At 44.8% G+C, this 16582-nt stretch carries 17 protein-coding genes; 1 reads left to right on the forward strand and 16 read right to left on the reverse strand.

What is annotated here, in order from left to right; all coding sequences use genetic code 11:
* Positions 1–66: 66 nt before the first annotated feature.
* From ABNK31_RS12950 to ABNK31_RS13010, 13 genes are all read right to left on the reverse strand, one after another.
* Complete coding sequence (locus ABNK31_RS12950) at positions 67–201, reverse strand: hypothetical protein (RefSeq protein WP_418892921.1); 135 nt, start codon at positions 199–201, stop codon at positions 67–69.
* Entirely contained in the window at positions 188–418 is a 231-nt protein-coding gene (locus ABNK31_RS12955; RefSeq protein ID WP_418892922.1) for a hypothetical protein, read from the reverse strand. The genes ABNK31_RS12950 and ABNK31_RS12955 overlap by 14 nt, the downstream gene beginning before the upstream one ends.
* Before the next feature lie 177 nt (positions 419–595).
* Positions 596–742, reverse strand: a complete 147-nt coding sequence (locus ABNK31_RS12960) for a hypothetical protein (RefSeq protein ID WP_418892923.1) — start codon at positions 740–742, stop codon at positions 596–598.
* Between the two features lie 111 nt (positions 743–853).
* The gene (argH, locus tag ABNK31_RS12965; RefSeq protein ID WP_418892924.1) at positions 854–2158 is read right to left on the reverse strand and encodes an argininosuccinate lyase; all 1305 of its coding nucleotides are present in this window, start codon (positions 2156–2158) and stop codon (positions 854–856) included.
* 95 nt (positions 2159–2253) lie between these two features.
* On the reverse strand, positions 2254–2574 hold the full coding sequence (locus tag ABNK31_RS12970; protein ID WP_418892925.1) for a helix-turn-helix domain-containing protein: 321 nt from the start codon (positions 2572–2574) through the stop codon (positions 2254–2256).
* 1 nt (position 2575) lies between these two features.
* Positions 2576–2929, reverse strand: coding sequence for a type II toxin-antitoxin system HigB family toxin (locus tag ABNK31_RS12975; RefSeq protein ID WP_418895410.1), 354 nt, complete (start codon positions 2927–2929; stop codon positions 2576–2578).
* A gap of 32 nt (positions 2930–2961) precedes the next feature.
* Positions 2962–4020 carry a M20/M25/M40 family metallo-hydrolase gene (locus tag ABNK31_RS12980; RefSeq protein WP_418892926.1) on the reverse strand — a complete coding sequence of 353 codons (1059 nt, stop codon included), beginning with the start codon at positions 4018–4020 and terminating at the stop codon, positions 2962–2964.
* A gap of 98 nt (positions 4021–4118) precedes the next feature.
* Positions 4119–4931 carry an acetylglutamate kinase gene (gene argB / locus ABNK31_RS12985; protein ID WP_418892927.1) on the reverse strand — a complete coding sequence of 271 codons (813 nt, stop codon included), beginning with the start codon at positions 4929–4931 and terminating at the stop codon, positions 4119–4121.
* A 50-nt stretch (positions 4932–4981) separates the two neighbouring features.
* Entirely contained in the window at positions 4982–5929 is a 948-nt protein-coding gene (locus tag ABNK31_RS12990; RefSeq protein WP_418892928.1) for an N-acetylornithine carbamoyltransferase, read from the reverse strand.
* Positions 5926–7053, reverse strand: coding sequence for an aspartate aminotransferase family protein (locus ABNK31_RS12995; RefSeq protein ID WP_418892929.1), 1128 nt, complete (start codon positions 7051–7053; stop codon positions 5926–5928). The genes ABNK31_RS12990 and ABNK31_RS12995 overlap by 4 nt, the downstream gene beginning before the upstream one ends.
* Before the next feature lie 170 nt (positions 7054–7223).
* Entirely contained in the window at positions 7224–8198 is a 975-nt protein-coding gene (gene argC, locus ABNK31_RS13000) for an N-acetyl-gamma-glutamyl-phosphate reductase (protein ID WP_418892930.1), read from the reverse strand.
* Complete coding sequence (gene argG, locus ABNK31_RS13005; protein ID WP_418892931.1) at positions 8191–9384, reverse strand: argininosuccinate synthase; 1194 nt, start codon at positions 9382–9384, stop codon at positions 8191–8193. Before argG ends, argC begins: the two co-directional genes overlap by 8 nt.
* Positions 9385–9389: 5 nt before the next feature.
* Complete coding sequence (locus tag ABNK31_RS13010) at positions 9390–10007, reverse strand: GNAT family N-acetyltransferase (RefSeq protein WP_418892932.1); 618 nt, start codon at positions 10005–10007, stop codon at positions 9390–9392.
* A gap of 449 nt (positions 10008–10456) precedes the next feature.
* Between ABNK31_RS13010 and ABNK31_RS13015 the strand changes: the two genes are divergently transcribed.
* Positions 10457–11791: a KamA family radical SAM protein gene (locus ABNK31_RS13015; RefSeq protein WP_418892933.1), complete on the forward strand. Its 1335-nt coding sequence runs from the start codon at positions 10457–10459 to the stop codon at positions 11789–11791.
* 56 nt (positions 11792–11847) lie between these two features.
* Here the strand turns inward: ABNK31_RS13015 and ABNK31_RS13020 are convergent, their stop codons facing one another.
* From ABNK31_RS13020 to ABNK31_RS13030, 3 genes are all read right to left on the reverse strand, one after another.
* On the reverse strand, positions 11848–12777 hold the full coding sequence (locus ABNK31_RS13020; protein WP_418895411.1) for a family 43 glycosylhydrolase: 930 nt from the start codon (positions 12775–12777) through the stop codon (positions 11848–11850).
* 654 nt (positions 12778–13431) lie between these two features.
* Positions 13432–14958 carry a glycoside hydrolase family 43 protein gene (locus tag ABNK31_RS13025; protein WP_418892934.1) on the reverse strand — a complete coding sequence of 509 codons (1527 nt, stop codon included), beginning with the start codon at positions 14956–14958 and terminating at the stop codon, positions 13432–13434.
* Positions 14959–15026: 68 nt separating this feature from the next.
* The gene (locus ABNK31_RS13030; protein ID WP_418892935.1) at positions 15027–16517 is read right to left on the reverse strand and encodes a glycoside hydrolase family 43 protein; all 1491 of its coding nucleotides are present in this window, start codon (positions 16515–16517) and stop codon (positions 15027–15029) included.
* Positions 16518–16582: the final 65 nt, after the last annotated feature.

Raw genomic sequence — 16582 nt, forward strand, 5'->3', positions numbered from 1 at the left:
AATCAAAAAAACGACGTCCGCTTAATCCGGCTATCGGAATTATTGATGCACAATAGCCATCAGCAATCAAACATCCGCTTTCAACGAAGCCTTATCGCGAAGCGCATCGAACTTGATATTTCGCACATTGTCTCTACTTTTTATCGATGGCGTCGCTCCGGACAACACCATCCGGTCAGGAGAGTTATTATTTCCTTTCAAACCGATTTTCGATTTTCAAATCAGGAATATATCTAAAGTCTCTTTCATTATCCGTTACCAATGTAAATCGGTTTGCAAGCGCCGTTACCCCGATGATCAAATCGAATTCGTCATGCATGGGCGTTCCGTTTTTTCTCAATAGGACTTTGATTTCGGCATATTTTCTCACTATTCCATATATGGGAACAATGGATAACCCTTTCACAAAAGCATCCACTGATTGATGAGATTTTTTGGATTATCACTATTTTCCGCTCCATATCATAATTCAAACACGGTTAATTCGGAAATAAAACAATTTGCGACTCCTTTTCCCCTGATTATCTCGTCCAATTTCAACATTCCCCGAAGAAAAAACACACAAATGTTCGTATCGAGTAGATATTGCATGCGTTTAAAATTGTAGGCCCTTTTCTCTCTTTTTCAGGTCTTTCTTTAGCGATTTAGCCAATCTCTCCAGCAATTCGATTTTACTTGCAGAACTTAAACCATCGAAAATTCCCGAATAAGTCTCTACAATATATTTTTCTGCGTTAGCCATCTTCTTTCTAATTCTGATTTACTGAACCGATACAAAGCTATGCATTCTTTATTAAATCGCCAATTGTTTTCGTATCACTCCGTTGTCATGCGTAGTCCGTTACCGGGGAGGCTATAAAGGAGTCCCGATTCCTCCCGCAGCGTCTTCCATTTTACGGCGGATTTCGTCGGTGCAGAGGTTTCCGATGCTTCCGGCATGCGTATGGTGTACGGTCCGTTCCGCGTGAAAAGTTCCTCTTTGCACCTCTTCGCCCACCTGTTTATAGGCATCGCGGAAAGGAACGCCCCGCAACACACGGCGGTTGACCTCTTCCACGGTGAACAGATACGCATATTTCGCATCGGAAAGGATATCGTTATGAACGGAAACATGTTCGAGCATGAAATGCGTCATTTCAAACAGCCGGTGTAATGTTTCCAACGCAGGGAACAGCACTTCTTTCAAGAGTTGGAAATCGCGGTGATATCCGTGAGGCAGATTGGTCGTAAGCAGGGATATTTCGTTGGGAAGACTTTGCAACCGGTTACTATGGGCGCGGATCAGTTCCCACACATCGGGGTTTTTCTTGTGCGGCATGATACTCGAACCGGTCGTCAGGTTATCCGGATACGAGATGAACCCGAAGTTCGGCGACAGGTACATGCAATTGTCCGCAGCCAGTTTATTGAGGGTGGAAGCGAACGAAGCCACGGCGTAGGCCAACGTGCGCTCGGTTTTACCCCGCCCCATTTGCGCGGCGATGACGTTGTAACTCATCGTAGAGAAATGCAGCTCACGGGTGGTCATCTCACGGTCGAGGGGAAACGAACTGCCGTATCCCGCAGCCGAGCCGAGGGGATTTTGATCGGACGTCTTCCATGCTGCGCTCAGCACATACATATCGTCGACCAATGTTTCGGCATACGCGCCGAACCATAGTCCGAACGACGAAGGCATGGCCACCTGTCCGTGCGTATAGCCCGGCAGTAAGACGTCTTTAAACCGTTCGCTCAACGACTGTAGCAGCGCGAACAATTCCAATGCCTCGTCTTTCATCTTCCGTATTTCATCCTTGAAAAACAGCTTCAGGTCGACCAATACCTGATCGTTTCGCGACCGTCCCGAATGAATTTTCTTCCCCAGTTCGCCGAATTTTTGCGTAAGGATCGCCTCCACCTGCGAGTGAATATCCTCGGCATCCTCATCGAGGCGGAAGTTACCGTTATCTATTTCGCGCAGGATATCCTGCAATCCGCCGCGCAATATTTTTTCTTCTCCCGCTTCCAGTAAACCGATTGCCGTAAGCATTTTAATATGCGCCATGGAGCCGAGCACATCGTATTTTGCCAGGCGCAAGTCCAGTTCACGGTCTTTACCCACCGTGAACGCCGAAACCAGTTTGTCGGCATCGTAGCCTTTATCCCAAATTTTTGCCATAAGTCTGTTTCATTTCTTATAAGAGCGAATGCTTCACTCCAAACAATACCCTCACTTTATTTAATAAGGCCGGATCAATATCTCGGTAGGGATATTCATTTTTTGTGTAAATTACGGATCATATTTAACGACAACTTCCTTTTTCGGTTAAGGACTTCGCTTGTACGACCTTTTTGTCCGATAATGTTTGCCAAATCATTTTGCGTGTATCCCATCTGTTCCATTTTAAACTTAATGGCCTCGATGGGATCAGGGAAATCGACAGGAAAATACTCTTGTTCGAATTGATCGATTAAAATACCTAATACTTCCAATTCATCTCCTTCGGCCGTGTCGGGTTTTGCGTCGAAAATCTCTTCAAGCCTGTCTAACGCTTTTTTATAATCATCTTCAATTTTTATCCGTTTGATATTCATATTAAACAATGTTTGCGTCAATATTATCATATTCGGAATGAGTTCCGATAAATCGAATCCATATGAGTTGGTAATCGTAGTTGATTTTTATAATTAACCGGTAATTATTCCCTTTGATATTAAAAACGACCCTATTACTTTTTAAGATACGAGCATTGGGGTAATCCGCTTTTAATTCATTATGGCACCTCCACTTTGCCTTGCTCGTATCATGAAACCATGATTTTACGGATTGTTCGGAATCGGAATGTTTTTCCCAAAAATCACGGAATGTTTTCTTTGCTACGATTCTCAAGTTGAATTTTTTACAAAGGTAATTACTTTTCCCAAATCGGGAACATCTAAAGAAAAACATTTTCAATATCCGGTACGTTCATACCTCATACTTCATACCTCATACTTCATAATCATCTTTTCGTATCCTTCGATTCCCGCGCGCAATTCGTCGATCAGTACAAACTCATCGGCCTGATGCGAACGGCTCGATTCGCCCGGTCCCATCTTGACGGCCGGACAAGTCAACCGCATCCAGTCCGAAGTCGTGGGTGAAACATATGTTTCCAATCCCAACTTTTCAACGCAGCACAGCAACGGATGCCCCGGCGGCGTGGCCGAACTGCGGTTGGTGAGCGAACGCGCCTTCAGCGTACTCTTTACCTTTGGTTGTAGAATCTGCATAATCTCCGGATTGGTATAGCAATCAGTGGGGCGGATATCGACCACAAAACGGCACCGGTCGGGCACGACATTGTGTTGCGTACCCGCTTGAATTTGGGTCACGGACAATTTTACATCGCCCATCACCGGCGATCGTTTTTCGAACCGCGTTGACCGCATCGTTGCAATATCTTCCAACGCGATATAGATGGCGTTCACGCCCTCGTCGCGGGCCGCATGACCGCTTATTCCATGCGCCTCGCCGTCGATGACCAGCAATCCGCGCTCGGCGATGGCGGCGCGCATGCCCGTAGGCTCTCCTACAATCGCACAATCGATCGCAGGAATCGCCTCCGTGACTTTCCGTATACCGTTTACGCCCGAGTTTTCTTCTTCGCACGATAACACCAGCAGCAGATTAAAGGGAAGCTGCGTTTTGTAAAAATGTAAAAACGTTTCCAACAGGCACACCCCGCTTGCGCCGGCATCGTTGCTGCCCAATCCGTAGACGTGCGTTTCGGAGATGGGCGGATTAAACGGATCGAAAGTGTAGCTTGACGCAGGGCGCACAGTATCGAGATGCGAATTCAACATCAGCGTCGGTTTGCCCGCATCGAAATGCGGTTGCCGTACCACCAGGTTATGCACGATCTGTTCCGAGGGGATTCCAAAACCGGACAAGTAGCCGCGCAGGTAATCGCTCCGTTCTTTTTCTTCCCCCGAAAAAGAAGGTATCGACACCAACTTGCGAAGCAATTCGGTTGTTCTTTTTATCGATGAATTATTCATAAATAAGTCTAATGTCTAATGTCAAAAGTCTAATGTCATTGGTCAACGGTCGCCAGTCAATGGTCATTCTCTAACCTCTAACCTCTAACCTCCAATCTCTATTCTCCCTTGACCAGCCTAGTTCCTTTTCCGTTTAATAAATTTTTCGCGTGAAGGATAATCACTTCCGACACGCCCTGCTCGATGGATTTGAACGAATTATCCATTTTAGGGATCATACCGTCGGCAATCACGCCTGCCGCGCGATATGTCAGATATTCCGGTTTATCGATCGAAGGAATCAGGGTGTTTGCGTCATTCACATCTTTCAGGACCCCTTCCTTTTCAAAACAATAATACAGACGTGTCGTATATGTCGAAGAAAGCGCTGTGCCCATCAGGTAAGCGATGGTATCGGCATTCGTATTAAGCAACGAACCCGCCTCATCGTGCGTAATGGCACAGATCACCGGTGTCAGTCCGCTCTCAAGCAACCGCGCCAGTACTTCCGTTCCGATCCTTTCCGGTTCGGGATCGCCGGCAAAGCCGAAATCTATCGGATGAGGAGAGCGTTTCTTGGCCGGGATGATGTTTCCGTCAGCCCCTGACAGTCCGATGGCATTGCATCCGAGTTTCTGTAATAACGCCACGATACTTTTGTTGATCCATCCGGCATACACCATCGTCACGATTTTCAAAGTCTCCGCATCGGTAATGCGGCGGCCTTGAAGCATCTTCGGCTCGAGACCCAGTTGCCGGGACAATTTCGAGGCCATCACCCCTCCCCCGTGAACCAGCAGTTTCCTTCCCGGCAGCTTTTCAAAATCCGACAGGAACGCCTTCAGCGTTTCGGGATTATCCACCACGTTTCCCCCGATTTTTACGATTGAAACCGCCGGTTTATCCTTTTCCGGTAACATATCCTCTTCCATCCATGTAATTCATAATTCATAATTCATAACTCATAATTCATACTTCATCCCTATTTCAATATTTCTTTCAGCACCGTTTGCGCCGACACCACACGATTGGCCGCTTCGGGGATAACGATCGACTGCGGACTATCGATGACCTCGTCCGTCACGATCATATTGCGCCGGACCGGCAGGCAGTGCATGAAATACGCATGATTCGTCAACGCCATTTTCTGCGCATCCACCGTCCACGAACGATCGGTCGACAAAATTTTGCCGTAGTTCGGATCCCTGTAGGCAGCCCAGTTTTTGGCATAGATGAAATCGGCCCCTCGATAGGCCTTTTCGCGATCGTATTCCACCGTGGCATTACCGACAAACTGCTCGTCGAGTTCATACCCTTCGGGATGGGTAATAACGAACTCATAATCGGTAGCGTTCATCCACTCGGCAAACGAGTTAGGAACCGCCTGCGGCAGTGCGCGGGGATGAGGCGCCCACGTGAGTACCACTTTCGGCCGGAGAGTCTTCTTGAATTCCTCGATCGTGATAAGGTCGGCGAAACTCTGCAACGGATGCCGTGTCGCCGCCTCCATGCTGATGACCGGTTTCCCCGAATAACGGATGAACTGTTCCAGAACGACTTCGTTATAATCATCGACCTTGTTGTGGAACTGCGCAAAAGAGCGCACGCCGATGATATCGCAATAAGCGCCCATCACGGGAATGGCTTCCAACATGTGCTCCGGCTTATCACCATCCATCACTACACCTTTCTCCGTTTCCAACTTCCATGCACCCTGATTGATATCCAGCACAATGACATTCATTCCGAGATTCAGCGCCGCTTTTTGCGTGCTCAATCGGGTGCGCAGGCTCGAATTGAAAAATATCATCAATAGGGTTTTGTTTTTTCCCGATTCCTGATCGGCGAAGGGATTTTCTTTCACATATTTCGCTTTTTCCAAAGCCGTTTTCAGATCGCCGATGTCGTGTACAGAGGTAAACTTCTTCATTTGTTCGTATATTTTGTAAATTCATGAATAAACATATCGACTTCTTCTTTCGATATCGTCAGCGGCGGAAGCAACCGCATAACATGGTTCTTCGCTCCGCCGGTGAAGATATGCCCTTCATAAAGCAGCCGGTCGCGCAGTCCCGCATATTCGGGCTGTAATTCTACGCCGAGCATTAATCCGCGCCCGCGAACCTCTTTGATTCCCTTGCAAGCAGATAGTTTTTCGAGCAGATAAGCGCCCATTTTCGCTGCGTTTTCGACTAACGATTCGTTTTTTATCACATCCAACACAGCGATAGCGGCAGCGCATGCCAGATGATTCCCGCCGAAGGTTGTTCCCAACATTCCCTTCTTCGCTTCAAACGCGGGAGAGATCAATGCCCCGCCAATCGGGAAACCGTTACCCATGCCTTTGGCTGTCGTAATGATATCGGGACGGATGCCGGCATATTGATGAGCAAAGAACTTACCCGTACGTCCGTAACCGGATTGAATCTCGTCGAGGATAAACACAGCCCCGTACTTTTTGCAAAGCCTTTCCAGTTGGATGAGAAACTCGTCTTGCGGCACCAAGATACCGGCCACGCCCTGTATGCCTTCGATAATCACCGCCGCCACATCGCCCTTTTCCAACTGTCTGGCAACCGCATCGATATCGTTAAGAGGTACGAAAGTCACTTCGTGTTTGCCGTTGAACGGCGACTGAATCGCCGGATTATCGGTCACCGCCACGGCACCCGATGTGCGTCCGTGAAAAGCGCCCGAAAAAGCAACCACCCTCTTTTTGTTCGTGTGAAAAGACGCGAGTTTCAGGGCATTCTCGTTCGCCTCGGCGCCCGAATTGCAAAGGAATAGCCGGTAATCGGAATAACCGCTCGCCTCCCCCAGCCTCTCGGCTACTTCGGACTGCAAACGATTCAATACCGAATTGGAATAAAAACCGATCTTCTCTACTTGCTGCGAGATAGCCCGCACATATTCCGGATGCGAATGCCCGATGGAGATCACCGCGTGCCCCCCGTAAAAATCGAGATATTCGGTGCCGGCGGCATCCCATAACCGGCATCCTTCAGCCCGTACCGGCTCGATATTCCATAAAGTATATACGTCGAATAAATTCATTTCATTTTTATTTTAATAAGTCGACAGTCTCTGGTCGCCAGTCGCCGGCAGCCGGTCTAAAGTCATCCTTCATAGTCCGTTAGATTTTAGACCTCTGGCTTTTGACCTTTTGCATTCATCGTTCATAACTCATCATTTGTAATTTATAATTCGTAATTCGTAATTTGTAATTAAAACCCCGTCCCTTTCAGTTTCAATCCGGCGGTTTCGTCCAACCCGAACAGCAGGTTCATATTCTGAACCGCCTGTCCCGATGCTCCTTTCAGCAAATTATCGATAATCGATGTGATATGAATATAGCCATTGTGAAACTCCACATGCACGAATCCTTTGTTCGTATTTACCACCTCTTTCAAACTGATCGGTGCATCGGACACAAACACAAAAGGCGAACCATTGTAGTATTGCTTGTATAAATCGATAACTTCTTTTTCATCCGCTTTCGCAGTCCATTTCGTATAAACACTCGCGAATATCCCGCGGGGGAAATCACCCCGCATCGGCACAAACTGAATCGACGGAAGCTCCCGGCTACCGGCTGAAGCCAATGTATGACGTATTTCCTCCAAGTGTTGGTGCGTAAAGGGTTTATAAACGGATATATTATTATCTCGGTAACTGAAATGCGTAGTTTCGCCGGGCTTCTTCCCCGCCCCGGTCGATCCCGTAATAGCATGCACATGGATATCGTCCCACAATACATCGATCGAAGCCAACGGAAGCAATGCCAGCAATATTGACGTGGCGAAGCATCCCGGATTGGCGACATTTTGCGCCGTACGAATCTTCTGTTTATTCAACTCGCACAAACCGAAAACAAACTCCCGCTCGCCAAAGAACGGATCGTTCCGGAAATCGTTTCCCAAATCGATCACCTTGCACGATACCGGCACATCGTGCTCTTGCAAAAACGCACGCGACAATCCGTGCCCCAGGCAAAGAAACAACACATCCGGCCGGCCGATGGCATCGGTAAAGCGCAAATCGGTTTCGCCTAACAAATCGCGATGTACGTCGCTGACCGCCTGCCCGACGGAAGTCGTGCTCACGACCGACTCTATCGTAACGTCCGGATGGTTAACCAATATACGCAGCAGTTCTCCCGCCGTGTACCCGGTACCGCCCGCAATACTTGCTCTAATCATTATCCTTATGAATCGTATAATATATTTTCAACGGATTAGCCGTTACTTTGGTGAAACCGACCACATCCTGTCCCGAGAACGATTTGTTACTCTCGCCGTATTCGCCGAACGCCGGATTCATCAGGTCATAGACGCTTTCACATCCCAATACCGCAAAATGATACGGCCGCAATTCCACTTGTACCTCGCCGGTAACAAATTGCTGCGTATCGTCCAGAAACGTTTCGATATTGCGCATCACGGGCTCCAGATACAATGCTTCGTGCATCAACTGCCCATACCAATTGGAGAGTTGCCCTTTCCAATAAAGCTGTTGTTTGGTAAGGATATGTTTCTCCAACAAATGATGCGCCTTGATAAGGATAAGCGGAGCGGGAGCTTCGAAAGCCACACGCCCTTTGGTACCAATAATCGTATCGCCCACATGCACATCCCGTCCGATGCCGAATTTGGAAGCCGTACGGCGTAAAAAATGAATCAATTCCACGGGCGACATTTTTTCCCCATCGAGCGACACGGGTTCTCCTTGCTCGAAACCAATGGTTAGATGCTTTACGCCTTGTTCGATAACCTGCGAGGGAAATGCTTCCTCCGGAACGACTCCTGATGACTTTAACGTTTCCACGCCTCCCACGCTGGTTCCCCACAAACCTTGATTGATGGAGTATTTCGATTTTTCCCAAGAGAAGTCAAAGCCTTTTTCTTTGAGATAATCGATTTCCTGTTGCCGAGACAAAGCCAGCTCGCGTATAGGCGCGAGTATTTTCACCTGCGGAGCCAACACTTCAAACACCAAATCGAACCGCACCTGATCGTTTCCCGCTCCGGTACTGCCGTGTGCGACAAAGTCGGCGCCGATCTTTTGCACTTCCTTTACAATAGCCATCGCCTGAAAGAAGCGTTCCGAACTTACCGATAGCGGATATGTGTCGTTTTTTAACACATTACCGAACAATAAGTATTTAATCCCTTTTTGATAATATTCTTCCACCGCATCGATACTCGTGTGCGAGGCGGCGCCCAACTCTTTCGCGCGCTGTTCGATACGTTTCAACTCGTCATCGGTAAAACCGCCGGTATTGACAATGACCGTATGCACTTCCAATCCTTTTTCATTCATTAAATACGGCACACAGAACGAGGTATCGAGTCCGCCGCTGAATGCTAAAACTACTTTCTGTTTCATAATCACTATTTTTTATACATTTTATTCGGAGTTTTTTTCTTTATAACAGGCTTCACGACCTTTTTAGCAAAAGAGCTTGCCGCATGTTCATTTTTAACATTCGGATCGAACAATAATCCGGTGCACAAGCACATTTTATAATTGTTACGTTGCAAGATATCAACATTACGGCATCCTTGACAACCCTTCCAGAATTCCTCGTCGTCGGTTAACTCGGAAAACGGCACGGGTTTGAATCCGAGTTCCGTATTCATTTTCATCACCGCTAATCCGGTAGTGATACTAAAGATCTTGGCGTTGGGATATAATTTTCGCGACAAGTCGAAGATCTTCCGTTTAATCTTTTTAGCCATTCCCTGATTACGATAATCAGGATGCACGATGAGCCCGGAGTTAGCCACAAATTTTTTATGCCCCCAACTTTCAATATAGGAGAATCCAACCAGTTTATCGCCATCCAACGCAATGATCGCCTTTCCGGCCTTCATTTTCTCGGCCACGTATTCCGGGCTCCGTTTGGCGATGCCTGTTCCTCTCGCTTGTGCCGACTCATACATGAGATCGCAAATAGAAGGAGCAAAATCTATGTGGTTAGCATTTGCCACAAAAATTTCTACATTCATTTTTTATTCGTAAATATATAATAAGTTAAATATGAAAAGTAATTTGAATTGATTGGTTGTTGCTTTCGAGCAACATATGAGAAAGGTTATTTTACAAGGTAAGGGATTCCCTGTAAAATCATCGGAGATAGCGTCGTCGGACATTGCCGCCGGCTTTATCAAAACGGATATGTGAGTATATCTTTTTCATTGAGATTACAAAAGTAAACATTATATTTATAACTACGTCACTTTTGGCGCAAAAAATGATTCCTTTTGAATAAACAGTTATAAAATCGCCTTGTTTTTTGATTTTTTATAAATCATATTGATACTTTCTATTGTGACCTCCGTCTCATTTTTGTATATTTGCCTATCAATCTATTTAAAATCACTTGACCGATTTTAAATCCTCTTCGCTTATTTTTAAGCACTTTTTTACTTATCCGACTAAATAACAAATAATTACTATGCCTATTAAAAAGTACAAGACATATACGTTACAAAATTTTGACCAGCTTCCGCAAATAATTGGATTATCGGAAGAGTTTATTGAGCCGATCCGTACAGTCGGCCAGGTTTTACCCTTCCGTGCAAACAACTATGTGGTAGAAGAGCTAATCGATTGGAGTAACATACCGGAAGACCCTATTTTTACGCTGACTTTTCCGAGAAAAGAAATGTTGTCGAAAACACATTATAATAAGGTACGGGAACTATTACAGGGTAATGTGGAAAGAGAAGTCGTAAAGAAAACCGTCAATGATATACGGATGAAACTGAACCCGAACCCTGCCGGACAAGAACATAATGTGCCGACTTTCAGGGGAAAGAAATTAAACGGCATGCAACATAAATACCGCGAAACCGTACTCTTTTTTCCCAGTCAGGGACAAACGTGCCATGCCTATTGCACGTTCTGTTTCCGATGGACGCAATTCTCCGGAATGAACGATTTCAAATTTGCCATGAAAGAAGCCGATTTGCTCCATGATTATCTGCGCCACCATAAACAAGTGACCGACATATTATTCACAGGAGGCGATCCGCTTACGGCAAGGTCAAAAATATTATCCACCTATATCGAACCGCTGTTAACAAAAGAATTTTCACATATCCGCAACATCCGTATCGGTTCTAAAACATTAGCTTATTGGCCTTATCGATTCTTGAACGACAAAGATGCGGACGAATTACTTCGGCTATTCGAAAAAATAACCAAAGCCGGAAAACATCTTGCATTCCAGGCTCACTTCAGTCACCCGGTCGAACTCTCTACCGACGCGGTAAAGAAGGCTATTGAAAGAATCCGGAATACCGGTGCCCAGATAAGGACACAATCGCCCGTATTGAAACACATCAATGCCGATCCCAAAATTTGGTCGGCGATGTGGAAGGAGCAAGTACGTTTAGGACTTATTCCTTATTATATGTTTGTAGCAAGAGATACGGGAGCCAAAGCATTTTTTGAAATTCCCATAGAAAAAGCATGGAATATCTTCCGGAAAGCCTATGCAAGCGTAAGCGGCATTTGCCGGACGGTACGCGGCCCCAGCATGAGTGCATTCCCCGGGAAAATAGAGATTTTGGGAATAACGGAAGTCAAAGGGGAAAAAGTGTTTGTATTGCGTTTTCTGCAATGCCGCAACCGACAGTTGGTAGACATTCCGTTTTTCGCAACTTATGATCCGAAAGCGTCGTGGTACGACCAACTAAAACCGGCTTTCGGAGAAAAAGAGTTCTTTTTTCAAAAAGATAATCTGTTAGGCAAGGATATGGACGATGGCGATTTCTTATGGGAATAAATAATGGCAAGAGCGCCACTTCGAGTGACGCTCTTGTCAAAATAATAAGATTATATTTAAAACACAGGGGCTTCAGATGTAGAAGAAGGCGTTTTATTCTTTATTACAGGCCAATCATTCTCCCAGATAATTTTATCCATCAATGCCTGTCGCCCACGACTCGGATTCGCTACTTCCCAAGCATGGTAGAATATCCAATCATCACCATCTTTATCTGTGATAATTTCTGAATTATGTCCGGGCCCCTTGAAAAAAGCGTTGCCTTGGATAACAATTTCATGCTTATTATCCAGCATCCTGCCTCCGGATTTATTAACATAAGGGCCCCACAAATTTTCCGAACGTCCTACCACGGTAGTATAAGTACTTTTCAGTTCTTCGCAACACGATCCCATAGAAGTAAACAGGTAATAATACTTGCCGCGCTTATGAATATAGCTCGCCTCATAAGCTGTACCGCCAATTTTTTGTTTTTCAGCTCCCTCTTTTAGAGCCAGTCCATCGTCAGTCAGTTCTGTCCCATGGATTCCAAACCAACTTCCCCAAAAGAGGTATTTCTTGCCGTTATCTTCAATATAAAACGGATCGATAGAGTTTTCTACTCCTATTTCGTTACTGCGAAATAATTTACCTCTGTCCGTAAACGGTCCTTCAGGTTTATCGGAAGTTGCGACGCCTATCCCGCAAGTTTGAGTACCTCCCCATACCGACATGGAATAATACATGACATATTGTCCGTCGATATAGTTTATATCCGGTGCCCACAAGCCGCCGCCGGGTTCCCATTTCGGTTTCCCGACTTCGGTAAATGCCTCGCCGACGCGGATCCATTTAACAAGATCGGCTGAACGGTGAATACCCACTCCCGTGGAATAAAGATAAAAATTACCGTCTTGTGCACGGATAATCGTCGGATCGGGTGCGTCAGAAAGGACTACGGGATTGGAATAGATCCCTTTTGCAGTCTTAAAATGCGTAATTTCCAAATAAGTTGTTTTTCCACTTTTATCTATTACATAGGGTAAGATGTAATACGTTGTATTGGGTTTTAAATTGGCAAGAGAAACATCGCCCTTCAAAAATTCCTTTTTCACGGGATCGCTCACCGTTGCTTCCGTTTCGCTATAATGGAATCCCCATTCCTTCAGTTTATTGATACCGCTAAACGAAACCACTGCCGAATTACTGGTAATGCTCTCCGGATCAACGGTTGCAGTATAAACAAAAGCCGATAAAGTGGTAAAGCTTTTTTCTTCTCCGTATTGAACTGTGCCGTCATCGACATACGCGCGGTAACGATACGTTTTGTCCGGGATTAATCCGACGAACTCAACTCCGAAATGATCTCCCGAAGAGATGGTTCGAGGATGTTTTTCATATCCGGTCCCGTCGTCCAGTTCTATCCCGTATTGCGAAATAGTGCCGGTTCCCTTATCCGTAATCTTGCCTTTACACACGGCCGTAATATCGCTTATTTGCTCCACTTCAAGCGTTTCGACCTGTGCCGAATGATTTTTAGAGACGGGATCATCGCCGCAAGACAAAAGTATTATTACCGATAACAAAAAGATACTTTTTCTAAAATGTCTCATTTTATTGTATGTTAAATTATTATCAAACAATTCCATCTGTTCTTATTTTTACGGTAACAATACTTGTAAATGCTTGAAAGATTCTTTTTTAACAGTTACAATTTGAATACCTGACTCCGAATCTACGAAATCAATATCCACTATTGCTGTTTTCCGTGGATGAATTTCACTGTTGGAAGCATGTACATGAAAAACATATTTGTAGTTACCATTTTTATCCCGGAATAAATCGCCATGCCCTGATCCATTATACCCTATTTTAAGTCGATCGATTATCGGGTTCCCTCCGTATTTCGTCCAAGGGCCTGTTGGCGAAGCGCTGGTTGCATAACCTACGGAATAATGGATATTTCCAAAATAATTGGCCGAATAAAAAAGATAGTATAAATTTTGATGTTTTATAACCGTAGGGCCTTCCGTAACGGATTGATTCGGATTAGCTTTTTCCCATCCGCTTTCAGCTTCAACACATAATAGAGGATCGGTCTTTATATCCGAAAGATCGCTCTCGAGTTCGGCAACATATATCTTATAAGGCTTATTGACTTCAAATCTCACGTAATACAGATAGGGTTTTCCACTGTCGTCTATAAATAGATAAGGATCGATTTGTGTAGTTGTCCCGGATATTTTGCGAAAGGGAGATGATTGTGTAAAAGGCCCCAAAGGTGAATCGCTATTGGCTATCGCAATTTGTTCATTTGCAGCGTAAGCCATGTAGAGGCTATTTTTATATTTAAAGACTTGAGGCGCCCAAAACCAATCCGTGCCGAATGTTTCACCGCTTTTTAAAGCATAACCCTCCCTTACTCCGGCCGGCCCCTTCCATTCCTGCAAATCGGTTGAAGAGTATACCAAAAATCCCTTGTCACCACCAGTACCATATAAATAATAGGTATCGTTATATAAGAAGATAGTGGGGTCAGCCAATTCGATATCGGCATATTTTTTTGCAGTTGTAAAGCGAATTTTTTCCAAATAGGTCGTTTTACCTCCCTTCTCTATTACATACGGAAGGATATTATATTGGGTATTCCGTTTTAAATCTGAAAAAAGAATATCCGCGTCTAAAAACTCCTTTTTCACAGGATCATTTTTACTGACTTCCGTTTCGCTATAATGGAAGCCCCATTCCTTCAGTTTATTGACACCGGTAAACGAAATCACTGCCGAATTACTGGTAATGCTCTCCGGATCAACGGATGCAGTATAAACAAAAGCCGATAAAGTGGTAAAGCTTTTTTCTTCTCCGTATTGAACTGCGCCGTCATCGACATACGCGCGGTAACGATACGTTTTGTCCGGGATTAATCCGACGAACTCAACTCCGAAATGATCTCCCGAAGAGATGGTTCGAGGATGTTTTTCATACCCGTTTCCGTCATCCAGTTCTATCCCGTATTGAGAGATTGTGCCGGTTCCCTTATCCGTAATCTTGCCTTTACACATGGCCGTTATATCACTTATTTGCTCCACTTCAAGCGTTTCGACCTGTGCAGAACGATTGTCTTCTACCGGATTGTTGTTGCACGAGAAAAGCACAATCATAATCAGTAAAAAAATACTTTTCTTCATCTTATTTATTTATAATACATTAGTATTTAAATTTCAATTTAAAAACACAAAATAAAGCCGTCTCTTTCTTATTCCAATATAATTCTATTTTCATTATTTATATGCACATTTCGGATGATACACCTTTCCGTATAACTGTTAGGAGCATGATAGGAAATCTTCAACTTGCCCTGCAAGTCACGGAAGAGCATGGCATGGCCGCCGTCATCGTCATTGAGGGTGGAAGGCAATTGCACCCAAGGGCCAAGAACATTTTCCGATTCGGAAACAGCTTGCCCTATAGTATATTTCCCGTCTTTTCTATTACTTGACCATAACATAACCAGTACACCGTTTTCGAGTTTATGAATGAATGGTGCATCTGTCACATAACATTTTTTATCGGAACAAATAGAACGAACCCAAGGCGCTTCCGAAGCTTGGAATAAGACGAACGGTTCTCCGTCCGTTGTGCGAAGATCAGGAGAGAGTTTCTGGATAACGATTTCACCATCGCCTACCTCCAACCATTCATGACAATATAAAATCCAAGGGACATTGTTATCATCAACATATAAAGCGCCATCAAGGCACATCCAATTATCGGGTGTCAACGAACGGTTTTCCAATGGAGTAAACGGTCCTTTTGGGCTGTCGGAGATTAAGACAGATGTTCCCCGTTTTGCAACCGTTCCGCTAAACGTGACAAATAAATAATATTTCCCTTTATAGGCATACATGTCCGGCGCCCAAAAATCATTTAGTCCCCAGAAATCGGGTGTCGCAGTAAAGGCAGCCCCCAAATCAGCCCATTGCTCCAGGTTTTCACTTTCATATACTTTTATCCGGGGATTGTCGTTGGCATACATATAATATTTTTTGTTTTCCCTGTCCACATGAATAAAAGGATCCCTGATATGAATATCCTTGCGGTTGAGATTATATTTGGATGTTTTGAAACGTATCTTCTCCAGATAAGTAATTCGTCCGCCCTTGTCTTTTACATAAGGAAGTAAATGGTACTCCATATCCATCTTTAATCCGGAAAGTAAAATATCGGCTTTCAAGAACTCTTTTTTCAGCGGACCGCTCACCGTTGCTTCCGTTTCGCTATAATGGAAGCCCCATTCCTTAAGAGTGTTGACACCGGTAAACGAAACTACCGCTGAGTTGCTTGTAATGCTTGCCGGATCAACGGTTGCAGTATAAATAAAGGCCGATAAAGTAGTAAAGCTTTTTTCTTCTCCATATTGAACAGTACCGTCATCAATATATGCGCGGTAGCGATATGTTCTCTCCGGGGTTAATCCGACGAACTCGACTCCGAAATTATCTCCTGAAGAGATGGTTCGATGATGTTTTTCATACCCTTTTCCGTCGTTCAGTTCTATGCCGTATTGTGAGATTGTACCGGTTCCCTTATCGGTAATTCTACCTTTACAAACAGCCGTTATATCGCTTATTTGGTCCGATTCAAGCGTTTCGACTTGAGCCGGACGATTTTCAGGGTCTTTATTATCACTGCACGACAAGAGACAAATTGTCGCTAGTAAAAAGATAAACACACTGTTATTTTTCATTTGTAATGTTATAATATAAAATAAATATGATTATCCGCTACTTGTCCTAATGGCTGAAACCCATT

The sequence above is a fragment of the Limibacterium fermenti genome, assembly GCF_041902845.1.
GTDB lineage: Bacteria > Bacteroidota > Bacteroidia > Bacteroidales > Dysgonomonadaceae > Limibacterium > Limibacterium fermenti.